Consider the following 16,391-nt stretch of genomic DNA (forward strand, 5'->3'; position numbering starts at 1 on the left):
CGATGACGATTGAAGTTCGTGTTCCCACGCTTGGCGAATCGGTCACCGAAGCCACAGTTGCAACCTGGTTCAAAAAGCCCGGTGATGCGGTCGCCATGGATGAGATGCTGTGTGAGCTGGAGACAGACAAGGTCACCGTTGAGGTTCCTTCACCCGCAGCGGGTGTAATGGGTGAAATCGTGGCAGCCGAAGGCGAAACCGTCGGTGTTGACGCCTTGCTGGCAACGATTGCGGCTGGCGAAGGCGCAGCCCCGGCACCAGCTGCAGCTCCGGTAGCGGCACCTGCCGCATCGGCCGGGTCGGTTGACGTGATGGTGCCGACACTTGGTGAATCTGTGACAGAAGCAACCGTTTCGACCTGGTTCAAAAAGGTTGGCGACAACGTCGCGCAGGACGAGATGCTGTGCGAATTGGAAACCGATAAAGTCTCGGTTGAAGTTCCCGCACCGACTTCGGGTGTTCTTGCAGAAATCGTTGCTCCAGAAGGTTCGACCGTGGATGCGGCTGCTAAGCTGGCTGTCATCTCCGGAGCAGCCGCTGGTGCAGCAGCCGCGCCGGCCCAGGCAGCGGCGGCTGCGCCCGCAGTAACCAGCACCGGAAAAGACGTCGCAAACGCGCCGTCAGCCCAGAAGGCAATGGCCGAAGCCGGACTGTCAGCTGATCAGGTCACCGGAACAGGCCGCGACGGTCGCATCATGAAGGAGGACGTGGCCAAAGCCGTTGCAGCAGTTTCGGCCCCGGCACCTGTGGCGGCTGCCCCCACCCCTGTGGCCCAAGCCCCGCGCGCCCCTGTGGCTGCCGAGGACGAGGCACGCGAAGAACGCGTGCGGATGACCCGCCTGCGTCAGACAATCGCCAAGCGTCTGAAAGATGCACAGAACACAGCCGCGATCCTGACCACCTACAACGAGGTGGACATGACCGAGGTCATGGCCCTGCGCAATCAGTACAAGGACCAGTTCGAGAAGAAGCACGGCGTAAGGCTGGGCTTTATGTCCTTCTTCACCAAGGCCTGCTGCCATGCCCTGAAAGAAGTGCCCGAGGTCAATGCCGAGATTGATGGGACCGACATCGTCTACAAGAACTTCGTGCATATGGGCGTCGCCGCCGGTACGCCGCAGGGTCTGGTCGTGCCTGTCATCCGCGATGCGGACAGCATGTCCTTTGCCGCGATCGAAAAAGCCATCGCCGAAAAGGGCAAGCGCGCCCGTGACGGCAAGCTGAGCATGGCTGAGATGCAGGGTGGCACCTTCACCATCTCGAATGGTGGTGTCTATGGCTCGCTGATGTCCTCGCCGATCCTGAACCCCCCGCAGTCGGGTATTCTGGGCATGCACAAGATCCAGGACCGTCCGATGGTCATCAATGGTGAGATCAAGATCCGCCCGATGATGTATCTGGCCCTGTCCTATGACCACCGGATCGTCGATGGCAAAGGTGCCGTGACCTTCCTCGTCCGTGTGAAAGAGGCGCTGGAAGACCCGCGCCGCCTGCTGATGGACCTGTAAGCATGGCAACGCATGTCCTCTGGCAGGCCGATGTGGCCGATTTCAATGCTTGGCTGAAAGTGTTCCGCGAGGACAAACCGATGCGCAAGGCCGCGGGTATCCGCGACCTTCATGTCTGGCGCGACCCCGACCAAAAGGACCACGCCATCGCGATGTTCGAGGTTACAAACCTGGACAAGGCCAAAGCCTTCTTTGGTTCCGAAGAATTGGCGATGCATCACGAGCGGGGCGGAATTGCCCATATCTCGATCAAGCTGCTGGAACCTGTTTGACAAAGACTATTTCCGACCCGCCAAATCGGGTCGGGGAAGCGCCGGATCGTCCGGTCGATTTAGGAGAATGTAATGGCAAATTATGACGTCATCGTAATCGGCGCCGGACCCGGCGGCTATGTCTGCGCGATCCGCTGCGCTCAACTGGGTTTGAAAACCGCCGTGGTCGAAGGGCGCGAAACACTGGGTGGCACTTGCCTGAACGTGGGCTGCATTCCCTCTAAGGCGCTGCTACATGCCAGCCATCAGCTGCACGAGGCCGAGCATAACTTTGCCAAGATGGGCCTGAAGGGCAAAGCGCCTTCGGTCGATTGGAAGCAGATGCAGGCCTACAAGGACGAAGTCATCGACGGCAACACCAAGGGCATCGAATTCCTGTTCAAAAAGAACAAGATCGACTGGCTGAAAGGTTGGGGATCAATCCCTGCCGCAGGTCAGGTCAAAGTGGGTGATGAAGTCCACGTGACCAAGAACATTATCATCGCATCCGGGTCGGAACCATCTTCCCTGCCCGGTGTTGAAGTTGATGAGAAAGTTGTCGTGACCTCGACCGGTGCTTTGTCACTGAACAAGATCCCGAAGAAAATGGTTGTGATCGGCGCGGGTGTGATCGGTCTGGAGCTGGGATCGGTTTACAGCCGCCTGGGCGCTGAAGTTACCGTGATCGAGTTCCTCAAGGAGATCACGCCGGGCATGGACCCAGAGGTGCAAAAAACCTTCCAGCGCATTCTCAAGAAACAGGGCCTGACATTTGTCATGGGCGCGGCGGTGCAGAAAACCGAAGCGACCAAGACCAAGGCCAAAGTTACTTACAAGCTGCTCAAAGACGACAGTGAACATGTGATCGACGCCGACACTGTGCTGGTTGCCACAGGCCGCAAACCCTATTCGGATGGTCTGGGACTGGACGCTCTGGGCATCGAGATGACACCGCGTGGTCAGATCAAGGTTGGTGCCGACTGGCAGACCAACGTGCCGGGCATCTATGCAATTGGCGACGTGACCGAAGGCCCGATGCTGGCGCACAAGGCCGAAGACGAAGGCATGGCCGCAGCCGAGCAGGTTGCAGGCAAGCACGGTCATGTGAACTATGGCGTGATTCCGGGCGTGATTTACACCTGGCCCGAAGTCGCCAATGTCGGTGAAACCGAAGCGACGCTCAAAGAACAGGGTCGTGCCTATAAGGTCGGCAAGTTCATGTTTATGGGCAATGGGCGTGCCAAGGCGAATTTTGCGGCAGACGGGTTCGTCAAGATTCTGGCCGACAAGGAAACCGATCGCATCCTGGGTGCCCATATCATCGGCCCCGGCGCGGGTGATCTGATCCACGAGGTCTGTGTGGCGATGGAATTCGGTGCTTCTGCCGAGGATCTGGCGCTCACCTGCCACGCGCATCCGACGTATTCAGAAGCGGTGCGCGAGGCTGCCCTGGCCTGCGGAGACGGCCCGATCCACAGCTAACACCCCTGACCCCGGCGGCGATCAGCTTGCCGGGGTCAGCCATGCATCCAGATATGTTTCCAGTCTGTCTGTGAACGTTGTCGCTGAATGCAGCGCGCAATACTGTAAGGACATGGCCTGAATGGCAAAGGCCTGCACGCCTTCTGCCAACAGCTCGGATGGTACATCCTTGCGTACCTCTGCGGTTTCAAGCCACATCATCACGACCCGGAAATACCGTTCAAAACAATAGGCAATCGGCCCAATATCTGCGATAGCCGTTGCCCCCGAGTATCTGATCAACAGATCGAACACGTACCGTTCGGACGTCATGAATTCGTGGACCGGTTCCAGCGAAGCGATGATCTCTGGTACCGTTTTGGGTGGAGTTCCGGATTGGGCCAGATCCAGACACGCATTCAGCTTGTCCGCTATCAAGATTTCCATCAGCGCGTCCTTGTCGCGGAAATGCGCAAAGAAGGTCCCCTTGGCAACACCCGCGGCCTTTACAACGTCTTCCACCCGCAAAGCTTCATATCCGCCGTGTCGGATAACCTCTTCCGCAGCTGAGAGAAGCTTGGCGCGGGTCTTGATGGTACGTTTCTGGATCGTTTTTTGCATAACGCCCAATCGCACATTTTTTGACCGTGGTCAAATTTAATATTGACCGTGGTCATTTTTTGATTCTATAAACTGACCGTGGTCATTTTTAGGAGAACCCCGATGCACCCCAAGAAAATCCTCATCCTCGATGGACATCCTGCAGAAAGCAGCTTGTCACGCACATTCGCAGAAACCTATGGCGAGGCAGCCCGCAAAAACGGACATGACGTCCGGATAGTCCATCTGAGCGACCTACAGTTCGATTTTGATTTCGGTCAGGGCAACTATCACGACTTCAAGCCGCTTGAACCGGTTCTGGAACACGTGTTGCAGGACTTCGAATGGAGCGATCATTTGGTCCTGACCACACCTATGTGGTGGGGCGGGCTGCCTGCAAAACTCAAAGGATTGATTGACCGGATGTTCATACCTGGACGGACATTCGACACCCGCAACACGACGATGGCCGGCCTGCCAGCCCCGATGCTGACCGGACGCACCGCGCGCGTTATCCTGACCTCAGATACGCCCGGCTGGTTCATGCGTCTGATGTACAGGCAAGCGCTTATTCGGCAGGTTCGCGGCCAGATCCTCGGGTTTGTTGGCTTCAAACCAACGCGGTTTACGTACTTTTCAGGCGCAAGCTATCCCAAACCGGGCAGCGTTGATCGCTGGATCAAAAAGGTGTCCAGAATCGGAGCCGCCGCAGCTTGACTGAACAGCCGTCCGTTACCTACCACATTGTTTTGGCGGCGCGTGCAGCCCAGTCTTTGTCATATTGCGCGCCGCCCTCTTCACCTTCTGACGCCTCGGACAGAAGCTGCCCAATCGTCGGAAGGTCCTTGCTTTCGTCGCCACAAGTCCAAGTTCGGGCGCGTATCAGTGCACGCGCGCACTGGCTGTAAATTTCATCAATCTGCACAACGATAACCGTCGCCGGAACCTTGCCAGCCTTTTCGAACTGGTTGCGCAATGCCGCGTCTGCGGTCAATCGGGCCGTTCCGTTCACCCGAACGACATTGTCAGAGCCCGGCACAAAGAACATCAGCGAAACGCGCGGGTCCCGAACGATGTTACGCAAGCTGTCCAGGCGGTTGTTTCCCCGCCAGTCGGGCAGCACCAGTGTTTTTGGGTTCAATTCGCGCACAACAGCTCCGTCGTCCCCACGAGGGCTTCCGTCCACACCCTCGGGACCAACTGTACTGAGAATGCAAAGACGCGAGGCTTCAATCCACTTGCGATAGAGCGGAGTTAAGTGTCGAACGACCTTTCGCAACGAAGCAGCACCCGGCGTTCCGTACAACGCCTCGAGATCTTCTACTTTTTCAATGAATTCCATCAGGATCAAACCCCACTTCGCGCATCAATTCGTTCGAGCGTGTTTCTATGACTTCCTCCAACCGCGCGAGGAACTCATCGCGGGCAACACCTGGTTTGATCGGCTCCAGAAAATCTACAATGGCAAGGCCGGGTTTACGCAAAACGCCTGTGCGGGGCCAGAACACGCCAGCATTCGTCGCAACCGGAACGCACGGAAAACCAAGGCCTTCATACAGAATCGCCGTACCAACCTTGTAGGGTTTCTTTGCGCCCGGCGCCACACGCGTGCCCTGCGGATAGATTACCAGCTGCCCAGGTTCAGAAAACTCTTTTGAGACGTCCTTGACCATTTTTGCCACAGCCGCACCGCGCTTGCCTCGATTGACCGGGATACAGCCAAGGCGTCGCGCATACATGCCAATAACGGGTGTGAACAACAGCTCGCGCTTCATGATAAACTTGCCGTGCGGAATGGCGTCGAAAATCATGATGATATCAAGAAACGACTGATGTTTGGCCCCGATGACCACTTCATTCGTCGGGGCATTGCCCCGCACCTCGCAGCGAATACCAACCATCCACCGGGCCAGCCACATGGTGCTTTTGGCGTAGGTTTTACACGCTTTCAGCGCACCGTTTTTAGAAAACAGAGCATAAGGCAGAAACGCGATGCCAAGGATCAGCATCCAGGCATAGATTACAATCATGAAGATGAGGGAACGAACCCACTGAATTGCCATCAACATCAGGAAAGCTCCTTCAACTTGCGTCGGGCTGCGGCCCATGTGGCAACAAAGGCAACGGCTGCCCCAAGGACGGGGATAAGAACCGGCAACACCCAGTCTTTACCCTGAAATCCAACTCCGGTCAGAAATCCGCCCGCGTCCGAAGCTTCGGGCAAAAGCAAGACACCAGTCATTCCCAGCAGGGTCCCAACCGAGGCGCCGAAAAACGCTCGATAGGTAAACCGCCGCACAAAAGCACCTGCGATGAAACCATCCTCCGCGCCAACCAATCGCAGAACTTCGATAATCTGCGCATTGGCCGCAAGTGAGGCGTTGGCTGCAAGGGTAATCATCGCAGCGGTCGCACCGCCAATCAGCAGGATTGATATCCACCCCAGACGACGCAGGGACATCGCAGCATCGACCAGCGGTTCGCGCCATCGCGTATGATCATCCAGAACCGCGCCGGGTACCTCGGCCCCCAATCGCAATCGCAGCCCGAGCGCATCCAGACCGGGTTCGCCCTCGATGATCTCGATCAGCTGTGGGATTGGCAAAGTATCCAACGGCAGGTCCGGCCCGAACCAAGGTGACAGCAACGCGGCTTGTTCATCTGCGCTAAGCGCACGGGCAGACGCGACACCGGGTGTCTGGCTGAGGACGGTCAATGCCGCTTCTGTTTGGGCAGCAAGCTGCTCGGCCGGTGCATTGATGCGTAAGGTTGCGGCGCCTGCCAGTTCCGAAGCCCACCGATCCGCGATGCGGCCAGAGGCGAGGGACAAAGCCAAAGCGAAAACAGCAAGAAATGCCATGGCACCAGCGACAAACAGGGTCAGGTGGGCAGTGTAGCCGGTTGGCGGAACAACGCGGTCAGCACGGGTATCGCCGCGCAGCAGGTTTCGGATATCAGCCCCAGTCACAGGTCTGCCCCCGCCAGATGCAGCTTTCGCTGCGAAATCCGCAAAACACGCGCCTGAACATGGCTTTTTGCAGCTCGGATCAGGCTCAGGTCATGGGTGGCAATCAGAACGGTCTTTCCCATGCGGTTCAGTTCAACCAGAAGGTGCAACAAACGTTGCGACATCTCCCAATCGATATTGCCCGTGGGTTCATCCGCCAATATGACATCGGGCGACAGGATGACGGCACGCGCCAGAGCTGCTCGTTGACGTTCACCGCCGGATAATTCCGGTGGCCGTGCTTCGAGACGTGCACCAAGCCCCACCCAGCTAAGCAGTTCGGTCAGATTGTCTTGCCCGGACGATTCCCCGCGCCCGGACACCATCAGTGGCAAGGCGACATTTTCAGCAAGCGTCATATGGTCAAGAAACTGGCAATCCTGATGCACAACGCCGACACGGCGGCGCAGCACGGCCAGCTGATCCCGATCAAGGGTCGAGACGTCCTGATCAAACACGCTAAGACGCCCTGAGGTCGGCAACAGCGCCCCGTAACACAACTTGAGCAATGTCGTCTTGCCCGCCCCTGACGGCCCGGTCAGAAAATGGAACGACCCTGGCTGTAATTGAACCGAGACATCGCTCAGCAACTCGCCGCCACCGTAGGTATAGCTGACATTTTCCAGCTCGATCACACGTGCCCCCAATATTTTGCCGCTCTTCTTGCCCGAGCAGGGCGACGGTTTCAATGGCTCTACCGAGTCCAATTGGTGACACTTGACCTATGAAACCGAAAACGCCCTTTGCTGTTGGGTCTTAACGGAATATCATCCCTGAAAAAACTATTATCGGCCCTTCACCCGGTCGAGGAGGCAGTATGCGTCTTACATGTCCGAATTGCACTGCGCAGTACGAAGTTCCTGACGAGGTCATCCCCGAGGAAGGCCGCGACGTGCAGTGTTCGAACTGCGATCAAACCTGGTTTCAGGCCAAGCATCCATCCGAGCCGACGGTTGAACCGAACGCGCCCGAGGACAAGCCTGTTGTGGCAGATACACCTGACACCGAGGTCGAGGCCCAGAAGGACGCCGAGCCCGCAGAAAAAACAGCGCCAGAGGCTGAAAAACTTGCTGCATCCACAGGAAATGTTGCCCCATCAGTCGCCAGTATCCTGAAAGAAGAAGCCGCACGAGAAGCAGAGTTGCGCGCGCAGGAAGGCGGCGGCCTGGAAAGCCAGCCCGATCTGGGCCTAGAAGCCCCACCAGAGCCAAAGGTCAGGCCCAAACGCCCTGCAACTTCGGAAACCGCCGTTGATGCCGGGCAAAAGGATGCACTGCCGGATGTCGATGCCATCAACTCGAGCATGCGGTCCGACCCCGCAGAAGATGTGGCGCAGGCGCCCCGCAAGTCCGGTGGGTTCTTGCGTGGTTTTGCGCTGATGCTGATCATCGGCGTGGTTCTGTACCTGATCTACGGGAATGCCCGCCAAATCAGCGAGGCTGTACCGCAGGCCGATCCGCTGCTCAGCTCATATGTGTCGCTGGTGGATCAGGCGCGAATCTGGCTCGAAACTCAGGCAGGATCTGGAGCGCAGAACTGAGAGCTAGAACCGCTCCAGCAACCGCTTGAGGTATTCCAACTCGATCTGGGGACGGTCTGTTTCACCGGTCCGGCGACGGATTTCATCCAGCAACTCGCGGGCCCGGCGATAGACATCTTCGCCTTGCAACAGGTTCTCGTCGGTTGAAATCGAACCCGCAGCACCCGGGTTTCGGCCCAGCGGATCGCGGTTGTTGGCCTGCATGTCGCCGTCTTGTGTTCCCTGCCCCGGTTGGTTCTGCTGTTCCTGCGCCATAGCTTCACCCAGCGACCGCATCCCTTCGCGCAACGCTTCCATCGCTTCGGACTGACGGTCGATAGCTTCGGCGAGATCATCGCCACGCAGGGCCTGCTCGGCCTCGTCCATGGCACGCCCGGCCCGATCCAGCGCTTCGCGGGCGGCGTCACCTTCGGGTGTGCCGACACCGGGCAATCCCTGTTGCTGGCGACCCAGCTCGTCTCTCAACGCTTGCTGTCGGTCGGCGAGCGAACCTTGCCCCTGCTCACCGTCTCCGGCCTGATCCGAACCTTCACCCTGTCCGCCCTGCCCTTCGTGGCTTTGCCCCCGACCTTGACCACCGTTGCGGCCTTCGTTCCCTTGGCTTTCACCTGATTGCGCGCCGGGGTTGAACTGTTCCTGCAAATCACGAAAGGCCTGATCACTAAGACCCTGCTGTTCGCGCAGGGTTTCGGCAAGACCTTCCATGGCCTGCTGGCCTTCGGATTGCTGCCCTTGGCCCTGACCCTGAGTTACACGCATGTTCTCCATCATCTGCTGGAATTCTTCCAGCGCCTGCTGAGCTTCGGCCATGCGGCCTTGTTCCATCAGTTCCTGAATGCGGTCCATCATGCGTTGCAGGTCATCATGCGTCATTTGCAAAGATTCACCATTCTGGCCGGGCTGACGCTCGCCGTCTTCACCATTTTGCTGTGCCAGCCGTTGTAATTGCTGCAGGTAATCCTGCGTCGCCTCGCGCAATTCCTGCATCAACTCCGCTATTTCTTCATCGCTGGCCCCGTTCTTCATCGCTTCGGTCAGACGTTCCTGCGCGCGGCGCATTCGTTCCAATGCATCCGCCAGCGTCCCGTCCTCGATCAGTACGGCAAGGTCCCACAGGGCCTGTGCAATCTCTTCTTGTTGTTTGGGTTTCAACCCGTATCGATGAAAAGTTTCCAATCGCCGCAGAACAACCCGCAGACGCAGATAGGCTGTGTCAGAACGAAACAGTTCCTCAGGGCGGTGCGACACAGCCCTCAGGACTTGCGAGACACGAGGCGCATTGGATCGCGACCAAAGAAGATCGCGCCTTTGCTCAATCACGGCTGCCGCGAGGGGATCAAAGAAGCGCCGTGCTGGCAATGCCGTCGCATAGGGATCCGAAGACGTTTGCTGATCCGCTGCATCCGTTGCCATCAAGGTAACCCTGACCGGCAGATGCGCCCACGGATGTTGCGAGAAATCCTCGATCAGGTCTTCGGTGAAATCTGCGCGGTCGCCGGTGATCGGCATTGGCAATTCGATTTCGATCACCTCGCGCGGCTCTGGCTCGACCGCCAGTCCGTACCGACGGTCAATCGCCGCCTGATCCAACTCGATCCGGGCCAAGCCCGAAACCACGCCGTAATCATCGCTGGCGGAAAATGGCAGCTTCATCTGCCCGCCCGCTTCAGACTCGGCGGTTCCGGAAACCGCGATCTTCGGAGCCGCGTCATCAATGACCAGCACCGACCAGTCCTGCCCCGCCGGTCCATCTATGCGCAACTGACCCGAGCGTTCGGCGACAAACTCCAGTTCCGGGTCTGTTGCCGCCTCGGTTCCGCTGGCAGAACTGCTCTCGGTCAGACTATGTGCGCCGACCTCACCGTACAGTCTCAAGGTGATGCGACTGCCCTTGGGAACAGAAAGCGCCGCCCCCGTTTGGTCGGCAAGATATAAGGTCGGCAAACCTGTGTATCTGGGGGGTTCCACCCATCCTTCCCAAGTTGGACCCTGTCCAGCCACGGCCGTGCCCGGGGTCATGTCCGCCACTGAACCCACACGCCACAACGATCCAAAGATCAGCGCCACAACAAATGCCAGCAGAGCGGCATAGCGCAACGCATACGGGTCGCGCGACGCAAGCCGAAGATCTGGTTTCACAGCCTCAGCAGTGGCCGCACGCTGTGCCATGCGGGCTTTGTGCGCCTGCCACAAGGCAACCGAGTCCCCATCGTTGGCACCGATTGCCTGATCATCGAGCAAAGCCTGAATCGGTCGACCGGGCAGAGCCTCATCCAGCCGCGCCAGCGCATCAGCGCGGGACGGCAGTTTGAATTTCGTGACACCCCGGACAGATGCTGCACCAAAAGATATCAACGACAGCGCACCAGCACCCCAGACAATTTCAACGGGCAGATGATCCTGCAACCCCAGCATCAGAGCGGCGAGCAAAGCCAGAACAATCGAGAACGCAGGCCAGAACGCGCGCAGCACCTGTTCAGCCACCATACCGAGATGGGTTAGCCACAGGGACAGGCGCGGAATGGGTAGGTTCGTTCTGTTGGTCAAGACGGGCCTCCGGGACGGGCCCGCGCGGTTATCGCGTCAAAGCCACGATGGTATGGTATCGCGGTTTATGATTTCGTCAAAGCTTGGCCGTTCACGAATGACTGCAAATTGATCGCCATTCACCAGAACTTCGGGGATCAACGGGCGGGTGTTGTATTCGCTGGACATCACCGCACCGTATGCACCCGCGCTGCGAAATGCGACCAGATCACCCGATTTCAGCGGCGGCATATTGCGCTGCTTGGCAAAGGTATCCCCGGATTCGCAGACCGGACCGACAATGTCGTAAGGGCGCTGTTCCACACCGGCGACAGGTTCCTGCACCGAAACGATATCGTGGTAAGCTTCGTACATTGCGGGGCGGATTAGGTCGTTCATCGCCCCATCAAGGATCAAAAAGTCGCGACCTTCGCCTGATTTCACATAGATCACCTTGCTGACCATGATCCCGGCGTTGCCCGCGATCAGGCGTCCGGGCTCAATCTCGATCTCACAGCCCAGATGGCTCAGAGTTTTCTTGACCAGCGCACCATATTCAATCGGCAATGGGGGTGCGTTGTTCGACCGGGTGTAAGGAATGCCCAGACCGCCACCCAGATCAAGACGCCGAATGTTGTGACCTTCAGAGCGGAGTCGTTCGGTTAGCTCGGCCACCTTTGTGTAGGCCAGCTCATACGGTTCAAGTTCGGTCAGTTGCGAGCCAATATGAACGTCGATGCCGATCACCTCCAGCCCCGGCAGGCTGGCGGCGTGGGCGTAAACTTCCGAGGCACGGGCAATCGGAATGCCAAACTTGTTCTCAGACTTGCCGGTGGCAATCTTAGCGTGCGTCCTGGCATCGACATCCGGGTTCACCCTGACGGTGATCGGCGCGATTACGCCAAGCTCAAGCGCAATGGCGTTGATCACTTCTATCTCGGGCTCGGACTCGACGTTGAACTGGCGAATGCCACCGCTCAGCGCTATGCGTATCTCGTCCGCTGTTTTCCCCACACCTGAGAACACGATTTTGTCACCGGGAACACCAGCCGCCTTCGCCCGCAGATATTCTCCGCCCGAGACCACGTCCATCCCAGCGCCTGCTTGGGCCAATGTCTTAAGGATCGCCTGATTGCTGGCCGCTTTCATCGCGTAGCAGATCAGGTGATCGGTGCCGTCCAACGCGTCATCGAACAGTTTGAAATGCCGCAACAATGTAGCCGTGGAATAGACGTAGAACGGTGTTCCAACCGCGGCTGCAATTTCGGAGACGGGGACATCCTCGGCGTAAAGCGCGCCGTCGCGGTACAAAAAGTGATCCATGCTTGCGCGCTTAGACCATAAAAGGACTTCGGATCAATGGATTCCGTATCCTTGGTCGCGGTTTAGTTTTGAGTTGAAACACCAACTCGGCCATAGCCAGAGATAGAAATGCCGGTGCCCGATTGTTTTGGTTCGGCCGCAGGTTCCGGGCGTCGCGCTGACGAAGGCTCACAGGCCGCCAAAACCGCAAGTACACAAACCAGTCCCAGAATTCTCATCTCAATACCATTCCTTTGTGTGACAGGTGATCGATACGCGCGCGCAACATGAGGTGTCAGGACCGGAGGCGCAACACGCAAAGGGGTCAGAATCCAAGATAAATGCCCAGCGGCCCGCGACTTAGGCCGACACCTCCGCCGACATACGCACCGCTTGATCCAACCCCGATTGTGGCACTGACCGTGGGCTGAGGGGCAGTTGGTTGGTCAGGCTCGCCATCAGCCCCGCACCCGGCCAGTACCAGGCCGGAAACCGTAATCAGGATCGCACGTAGCGCGGTCGTCATACCATTGCCTTCCATCGTTCGATCTGGACCCGCACCTGATCGGGGGCGGTACCGCCGTAGGACTGGCGCGAGTTTACCGAATTGTCGACGCCAAGGACAGAGTAGACGTCATCCGAAATTTCACCATGGACCGATTGCATATCGTCCAGTGTCAGGTCGGGCAGGTCACAACCCTTACCCTCGGCCATGGCCACCAGTGATCCGGTGACGTGATGCGCATCCCGGAACGGCAGGCCCAGCACGCGTACCAGCCAGTCGGCCAGATCCGTCGCGGTCGAGAAACCCGAGCCGGCGGCGGCGGCAAGGCTGTCGCGGTTGGCGGTCATGTCCTTGACCATCCCTTCCATCGCCGCTAGCGCCAGCATCCAGTTGTCGGCGGCGTCAAAGACCTGTTCCTTATCTTCCTGCATGTCCTTTGAATAGGCCAGCGGCAGGCCCTTCATCACCATCATCAGCGCGGTGTTGGCCCCATAGATGCGCCCAACCTTGGCGCGGATCAGTTCAGCTGCATCCGGGTTCTTTTTCTGCGGCATGATCGACGAGCCGGTCGAAAACCGGTCAGACAGGGACACGAAACGGAACTGGGCCGAAGACCAGATCACCAATTCCTCGGCAAAACGCGACAGGTGCAAGGCGCAGATCGAGGCGGTCGACAGGAATTCCAATGCAAAATCGCGGTCGCTGACGGCATCCAGCGAATTGGCGGCGGGACGATCAAAGCCCAACGCCTGCGCCGTCATATGACGGTCAATGGGGAAAGATGTGCCCGCCAGCGCGGCAGCCCCCAACGGGGATTCGTTCATGCGCGCGCGCGCATCGCGGACTCGGCTCAGGTCGCGGCCAAACATCTCGACATAGGCCATCATGTGATGCCCCCAAGTTACGGGTTGCGCAGTTTGCAGATGGGTAAAGCCCGGCATGACCCAATCGGCGCCTGCTTCGGCCTGCGCCAAAAGCGCGCGGATCAGGGCCAGAATACCGGACTCCGCCGCATCAAACTGATCCCGGACCCACAGTTTGAAATCCGTCGCCACCTGATCGTTACGCGAACGCCCTGTGTGCAAACGGCCTGCCGGCTCGCCAATGATCTCTTTCAGCCGCGCCTCGACATTCATGTGGATGTCTTCCAACGCGGTCGAAAACTGAAACGTGCCGCTCTGGATTTCTGACAATACGGTGAGCAGCCCTTCCCGAATGGCCTGCGCATCACTATCACTTATGACGCCTGTGGCAGCCAACATGGCCGCATGGGCGCGCGAGCCTGCGATGTCCTGGGCTGCCATCCGCTGATCGAACCCGATCGAGGCATTGATCGCCTCCATGATCGCGTCTGGACCGGCGGCAAAGCGGCCGCCCCACATCTGGTTCGAGGATTGATCGGTCATGTAAGAAAACCCGGAGTTGATATGCGCTTATTTCGTTTGATCCCCCTTTATATGGCCCTTGCGCTGGGTGCAAACGCCGCTTTTGCGACCGATGCAGAAACGCTGGCTCCTCTGCGTGAAGACAGCCTGAAACGTCTGATCCTGCACAAGGAGCCCAAACCGGCAAAAGTGATCGAGTTTCAGCTGGAAGATGACGGGGGTGTCGGCACGCTGGCCGATTATGAGGGTAAGTATGTTCTGCTGAACTTCTGGGCCACCTGGTGTGCCCCCTGCCGCAAAGAAATGCCGCAGATCGCCGAATTGCAGGACGAGTTTGGGGGTGACAAGTTTCAGGTCCTGACCCTTGCCACAGGCCGCAACTCGCCAGCAGGGATCAAGAAGTTCTTTGAAGAGAATGGCATCTCCAACCTGCCGCGTCATCAGGACCTCAGCTCGGCTGCCGCGCGCGAGTTTGGCATCATCGCGTTGCCCATCACGGTCATTCTGAATCCCGAAGGTCAGGAAATCGCGCGGCTGATCGGTGATGCTGAATGGAACTCGGATAGCGCGAAGGCGATTATCTCGACGCTTGTTGGCGCAGAAAACTGAGGAAATAGCCTTAATATCAGCAAATCTTGATTTCCTCCGGGCATTCAACTCGGAGGATTTTTGATGAATTCTATTGCAGGAGTTGCCGCGATGGCGGGTGTTTTTTTGGATGGCCACCGATGCTGCTACCACCAAAGATGTACGCAAGAGAGGCAAGGGAGATCAAGTAACCTACATGATCTCCGACTAGTATTCCTGCTTGTCGGATGGCTGCGATCAAAGCCTTGGTTTTGGAACACAGCTGACGCGACGCCACCTTTGACAGTGTTTCGACTCCTTTGCACTCTGCGCTCAGGAGGACGGAATGCCGCTGGAAATTCTATTGGTGCTGGTCGTTGGGGGCATAGCCGGGATTACGCTGTTGCTGCATCTGACGGGCAAGTCGCAGTTGCATGTGCTGACGCCGGACACGGCGCCACGCCAGTGGCTGCGGCATTTTCCCGATGACACGGTGATCGACGTGACAATCGCCCATGACGGTCACGCGGCGCTGGTGCGGACACAGAATGGGGCCGGGTTGATCTGGTCCTTCGGCGCCGACACCGTCGCGCGGCAACTCCAGGATTTCGACTGGCTTGAAACCGCCAATGGCATCGAAGTTCGGTTTCACGACTTCAGCACCCCGCGCGCCACCCTTCACCTTGACCAGACTGAACGCCAGCACTGGCAACACTTGATGAGGCCCGCATGACAGACCAGGTAAGCTTCCCCGATGCGGTGCAATGGGCCGTCCCGTTTTTCATCGCTGCTATTCTGGCAGAATTCCTGTGGATCGCAGTCAAAGGCAAAGGCGGGCGGTATGAAACGCGCGATGCTGTGACCTCGCTGATCATGGGGGCCGGGAACATCGCGTCGGGCTTTTTGCTGGGCTTTATTGCCTATGCGTTTTTCATGTGGCTGTGGCAGATCACTCCTCTGGATCTTGGCACGTCAATTCCCGTTATCATTCTGTGCTTTGTTCTGGATGATCTTCGCTATTACTGGGTACATCGTTTTGGGCATCGCATTCGCTGGGTCTGGGCCAGCCATGTCAACCACCACAGCTCGCAGCACTACAATCTGACCACAGCGTTGCGGCAAACTTGGACCTATACCTTTACGTTCATGATGGTCGTTCGCGCGCCCCTGATCCTGCTGGGTTTCCATCCGGCCATGGTTCTGTTCGTTGGCGGATTGAACCTGATCTATCAGTTCTGGATTCACACCGAGGCAATCGGCAAGATGCCCCGATGGTTTGAGGCGGTCATGAATACCCCCAGCCATCATCGCGCGCATCACGGCCGGAACGCACGGTATCTGGATTGCAATTACGCCGGAGTTTTCATCATCTGGGACAAGATGTTCGGGACATTTGTGCCTGAACAGGAAAACGACCGGGTCGATTACGGGCTGGTTCACAATATCGGCACCTTCAACCCTTTGCGCGTTGCGTTTCACGAATGGGTCGGCATCTGGCACGACGCCACGCAGTCCGGCCTGACACTGCGGCAACGTTTGGCCTATTGTTTCGCGCCTCCGGGGTACAGCCACGACGGCAGCCGCGACAACTCGGAACAGATAAAAGCCAAGCACCTGGCTCGCCATCCCGAGGACCGGGGAGCGCCCGGTTTTGAGCAGGTCGACAAGATCCTGCCCAAAGGACAGGCAGAACAGGCCTGACACAGCCGTCAGGCCCCGATACGACTTGAACTCCGGTC

Annotated in this window: 17 protein-coding genes; 8 read left to right on the top strand and 9 right to left on the bottom strand. The window is 58.1% G+C overall.

All coding sequences use genetic code 11. The annotated features are described in order from the left end of the window. The first annotated feature begins 2 nt into the window (after window positions 1-2). The 3 genes from odhB to lpdA all read left to right on the top strand — a co-directional run bounded on the left by odhB (window position 3) and on the right by lpdA (window position 3,241). On the top strand, window positions 3-1,508 hold the full coding sequence (odhB, locus tag ACR0AM_RS11170; RefSeq protein ID WP_480622927.1) for a 2-oxoglutarate dehydrogenase complex dihydrolipoyllysine-residue succinyltransferase: 1,506 nt from the start codon (window positions 3-5) through the stop codon (window positions 1,506-1,508). Between the two features lie 2 nt (window positions 1,509-1,510). Next, window positions 1,511-1,780, top strand: a complete 270-nt coding sequence (locus tag ACR0AM_RS11175) for a hypothetical protein (RefSeq protein ID WP_480483134.1) — start codon at window positions 1,511-1,513, stop codon at window positions 1,778-1,780. A 72-nt stretch (window positions 1,781-1,852) separates the two neighbouring features. Then, window positions 1,853-3,241 (top strand): dihydrolipoyl dehydrogenase, encoded by a 1,389-nt coding sequence (lpdA, locus tag ACR0AM_RS11180; RefSeq protein WP_480518437.1) that lies wholly within the window; start codon window positions 1,853-1,855, stop codon window positions 3,239-3,241. 21 nt (window positions 3,242-3,262) lie between these two features. On the opposite strand, the gene ACR0AM_RS11185 is transcribed toward lpdA, so the two are convergent. After that, a complete protein-coding gene (locus ACR0AM_RS11185) occupies window positions 3,263-3,841 on the bottom strand; it encodes a TetR/AcrR family transcriptional regulator (protein WP_480622928.1) in 579 nt (192 codons plus the stop codon). 102 nt (window positions 3,842-3,943) lie between these two features. On the opposite strand from ACR0AM_RS11185, the gene ACR0AM_RS11190 reads away from it, so the two are divergent. Then, on the top strand, window positions 3,944-4,537 hold the full coding sequence (locus ACR0AM_RS11190) for an NAD(P)H-dependent oxidoreductase (RefSeq protein WP_480518435.1): 594 nt from the start codon (window positions 3,944-3,946) through the stop codon (window positions 4,535-4,537). A gap of 19 nt (window positions 4,538-4,556) precedes the next feature. Here the strand turns inward: ACR0AM_RS11190 and ACR0AM_RS11195 are convergent, their stop codons facing one another. Genes ACR0AM_RS11195 through ACR0AM_RS11210 form a run of 4 tightly spaced genes read right to left on the bottom strand, consistent with a single transcriptional unit; the run spans window position 4,557 to window position 7,462 of the window. Next, on the bottom strand, window positions 4,557-5,162 hold the full coding sequence (locus ACR0AM_RS11195) for a pyridoxamine 5'-phosphate oxidase family protein (protein WP_480622929.1): 606 nt from the start codon (window positions 5,160-5,162) through the stop codon (window positions 4,557-4,559). Continuing rightward, window positions 5,149-5,889: a lysophospholipid acyltransferase family protein gene (locus tag ACR0AM_RS11200; protein WP_480622930.1), complete on the bottom strand. Its 741-nt coding sequence runs from the start codon at window positions 5,887-5,889 to the stop codon at window positions 5,149-5,151. Before ACR0AM_RS11200 ends, ACR0AM_RS11195 begins: the two co-directional genes overlap by 14 nt. Next, window positions 5,889-6,788, bottom strand: a complete 900-nt coding sequence (locus ACR0AM_RS11205; protein WP_480622931.1) for a cell division protein FtsX — start codon at window positions 6,786-6,788, stop codon at window positions 5,889-5,891. Before ACR0AM_RS11205 ends, ACR0AM_RS11200 begins: the two co-directional genes overlap by 1 nt. Beyond that, window positions 6,785-7,462: a cell division ATP-binding protein FtsE gene (locus tag ACR0AM_RS11210; protein ID WP_480476894.1), complete on the bottom strand. Its 678-nt coding sequence runs from the start codon at window positions 7,460-7,462 to the stop codon at window positions 6,785-6,787. Before ACR0AM_RS11210 ends, ACR0AM_RS11205 begins: the two co-directional genes overlap by 4 nt. A gap of 182 nt (window positions 7,463-7,644) precedes the next feature. Here ACR0AM_RS11210 and ACR0AM_RS11215 point away from each other — a divergent pair, with 182 nt between their 5' ends. Then, entirely contained in the window at window positions 7,645-8,367 is a 723-nt protein-coding gene (locus tag ACR0AM_RS11215) for a zinc-ribbon domain-containing protein (RefSeq protein WP_480622932.1), read from the top strand. Between the two features lie 3 nt (window positions 8,368-8,370). Here ACR0AM_RS11215 and ACR0AM_RS11220 read toward each other — a convergent pair whose 3' ends face one another. The 4 genes from ACR0AM_RS11220 to argH form a co-directional block, all read right to left on the bottom strand. Next, window positions 8,371-10,854 carry a TIGR02302 family protein gene (locus ACR0AM_RS11220; RefSeq protein WP_480623003.1) on the bottom strand — a complete coding sequence of 828 codons (2,484 nt, stop codon included), beginning with the start codon at window positions 10,852-10,854 and terminating at the stop codon, window positions 8,371-8,373. 96 nt (window positions 10,855-10,950) lie between these two features. Next, on the bottom strand, window positions 10,951-12,216 hold the full coding sequence (gene lysA, locus ACR0AM_RS11225; RefSeq protein ID WP_480622933.1) for a diaminopimelate decarboxylase: 1,266 nt from the start codon (window positions 12,214-12,216) through the stop codon (window positions 10,951-10,953). A 304-nt stretch (window positions 12,217-12,520) separates the two neighbouring features. Then, the gene (locus tag ACR0AM_RS11230; RefSeq protein ID WP_480475057.1) at window positions 12,521-12,721 is read right to left on the bottom strand and encodes an argininosuccinate lyase; all 201 of its coding nucleotides are present in this window, start codon (window positions 12,719-12,721) and stop codon (window positions 12,521-12,523) included. After that, a complete protein-coding gene (gene argH / locus ACR0AM_RS11235; RefSeq protein ID WP_480475055.1) occupies window positions 12,718-14,106 on the bottom strand; it encodes an argininosuccinate lyase in 1,389 nt (462 codons plus the stop codon). The genes ACR0AM_RS11230 and argH overlap by 4 nt, the downstream gene beginning before the upstream one ends. Before the next feature lie 21 nt (window positions 14,107-14,127). On the opposite strand from argH, the gene ACR0AM_RS11240 reads away from it, so the two are divergent. From ACR0AM_RS11240 to ACR0AM_RS11250, 3 genes are all read left to right on the top strand, one after another. Then, window positions 14,128-14,694: a TlpA family protein disulfide reductase gene (locus ACR0AM_RS11240; RefSeq protein WP_480475053.1), complete on the top strand. Its 567-nt coding sequence runs from the start codon at window positions 14,128-14,130 to the stop codon at window positions 14,692-14,694. A 304-nt stretch (window positions 14,695-14,998) separates the two neighbouring features. Next, a complete protein-coding gene (locus ACR0AM_RS11245; RefSeq protein ID WP_480622934.1) occupies window positions 14,999-15,385 on the top strand; it encodes a hypothetical protein in 387 nt (128 codons plus the stop codon). Beyond that, on the top strand, window positions 15,382-16,353 hold the full coding sequence (locus ACR0AM_RS11250; RefSeq protein ID WP_480622935.1) for a sterol desaturase family protein: 972 nt from the start codon (window positions 15,382-15,384) through the stop codon (window positions 16,351-16,353). The genes ACR0AM_RS11245 and ACR0AM_RS11250 overlap by 4 nt, the downstream gene beginning before the upstream one ends. Window positions 16,354-16,391 lie beyond the last annotated feature (38 nt).

It is taken from the genome of Ruegeria sp. AD9 (assembly GCF_056542305.1).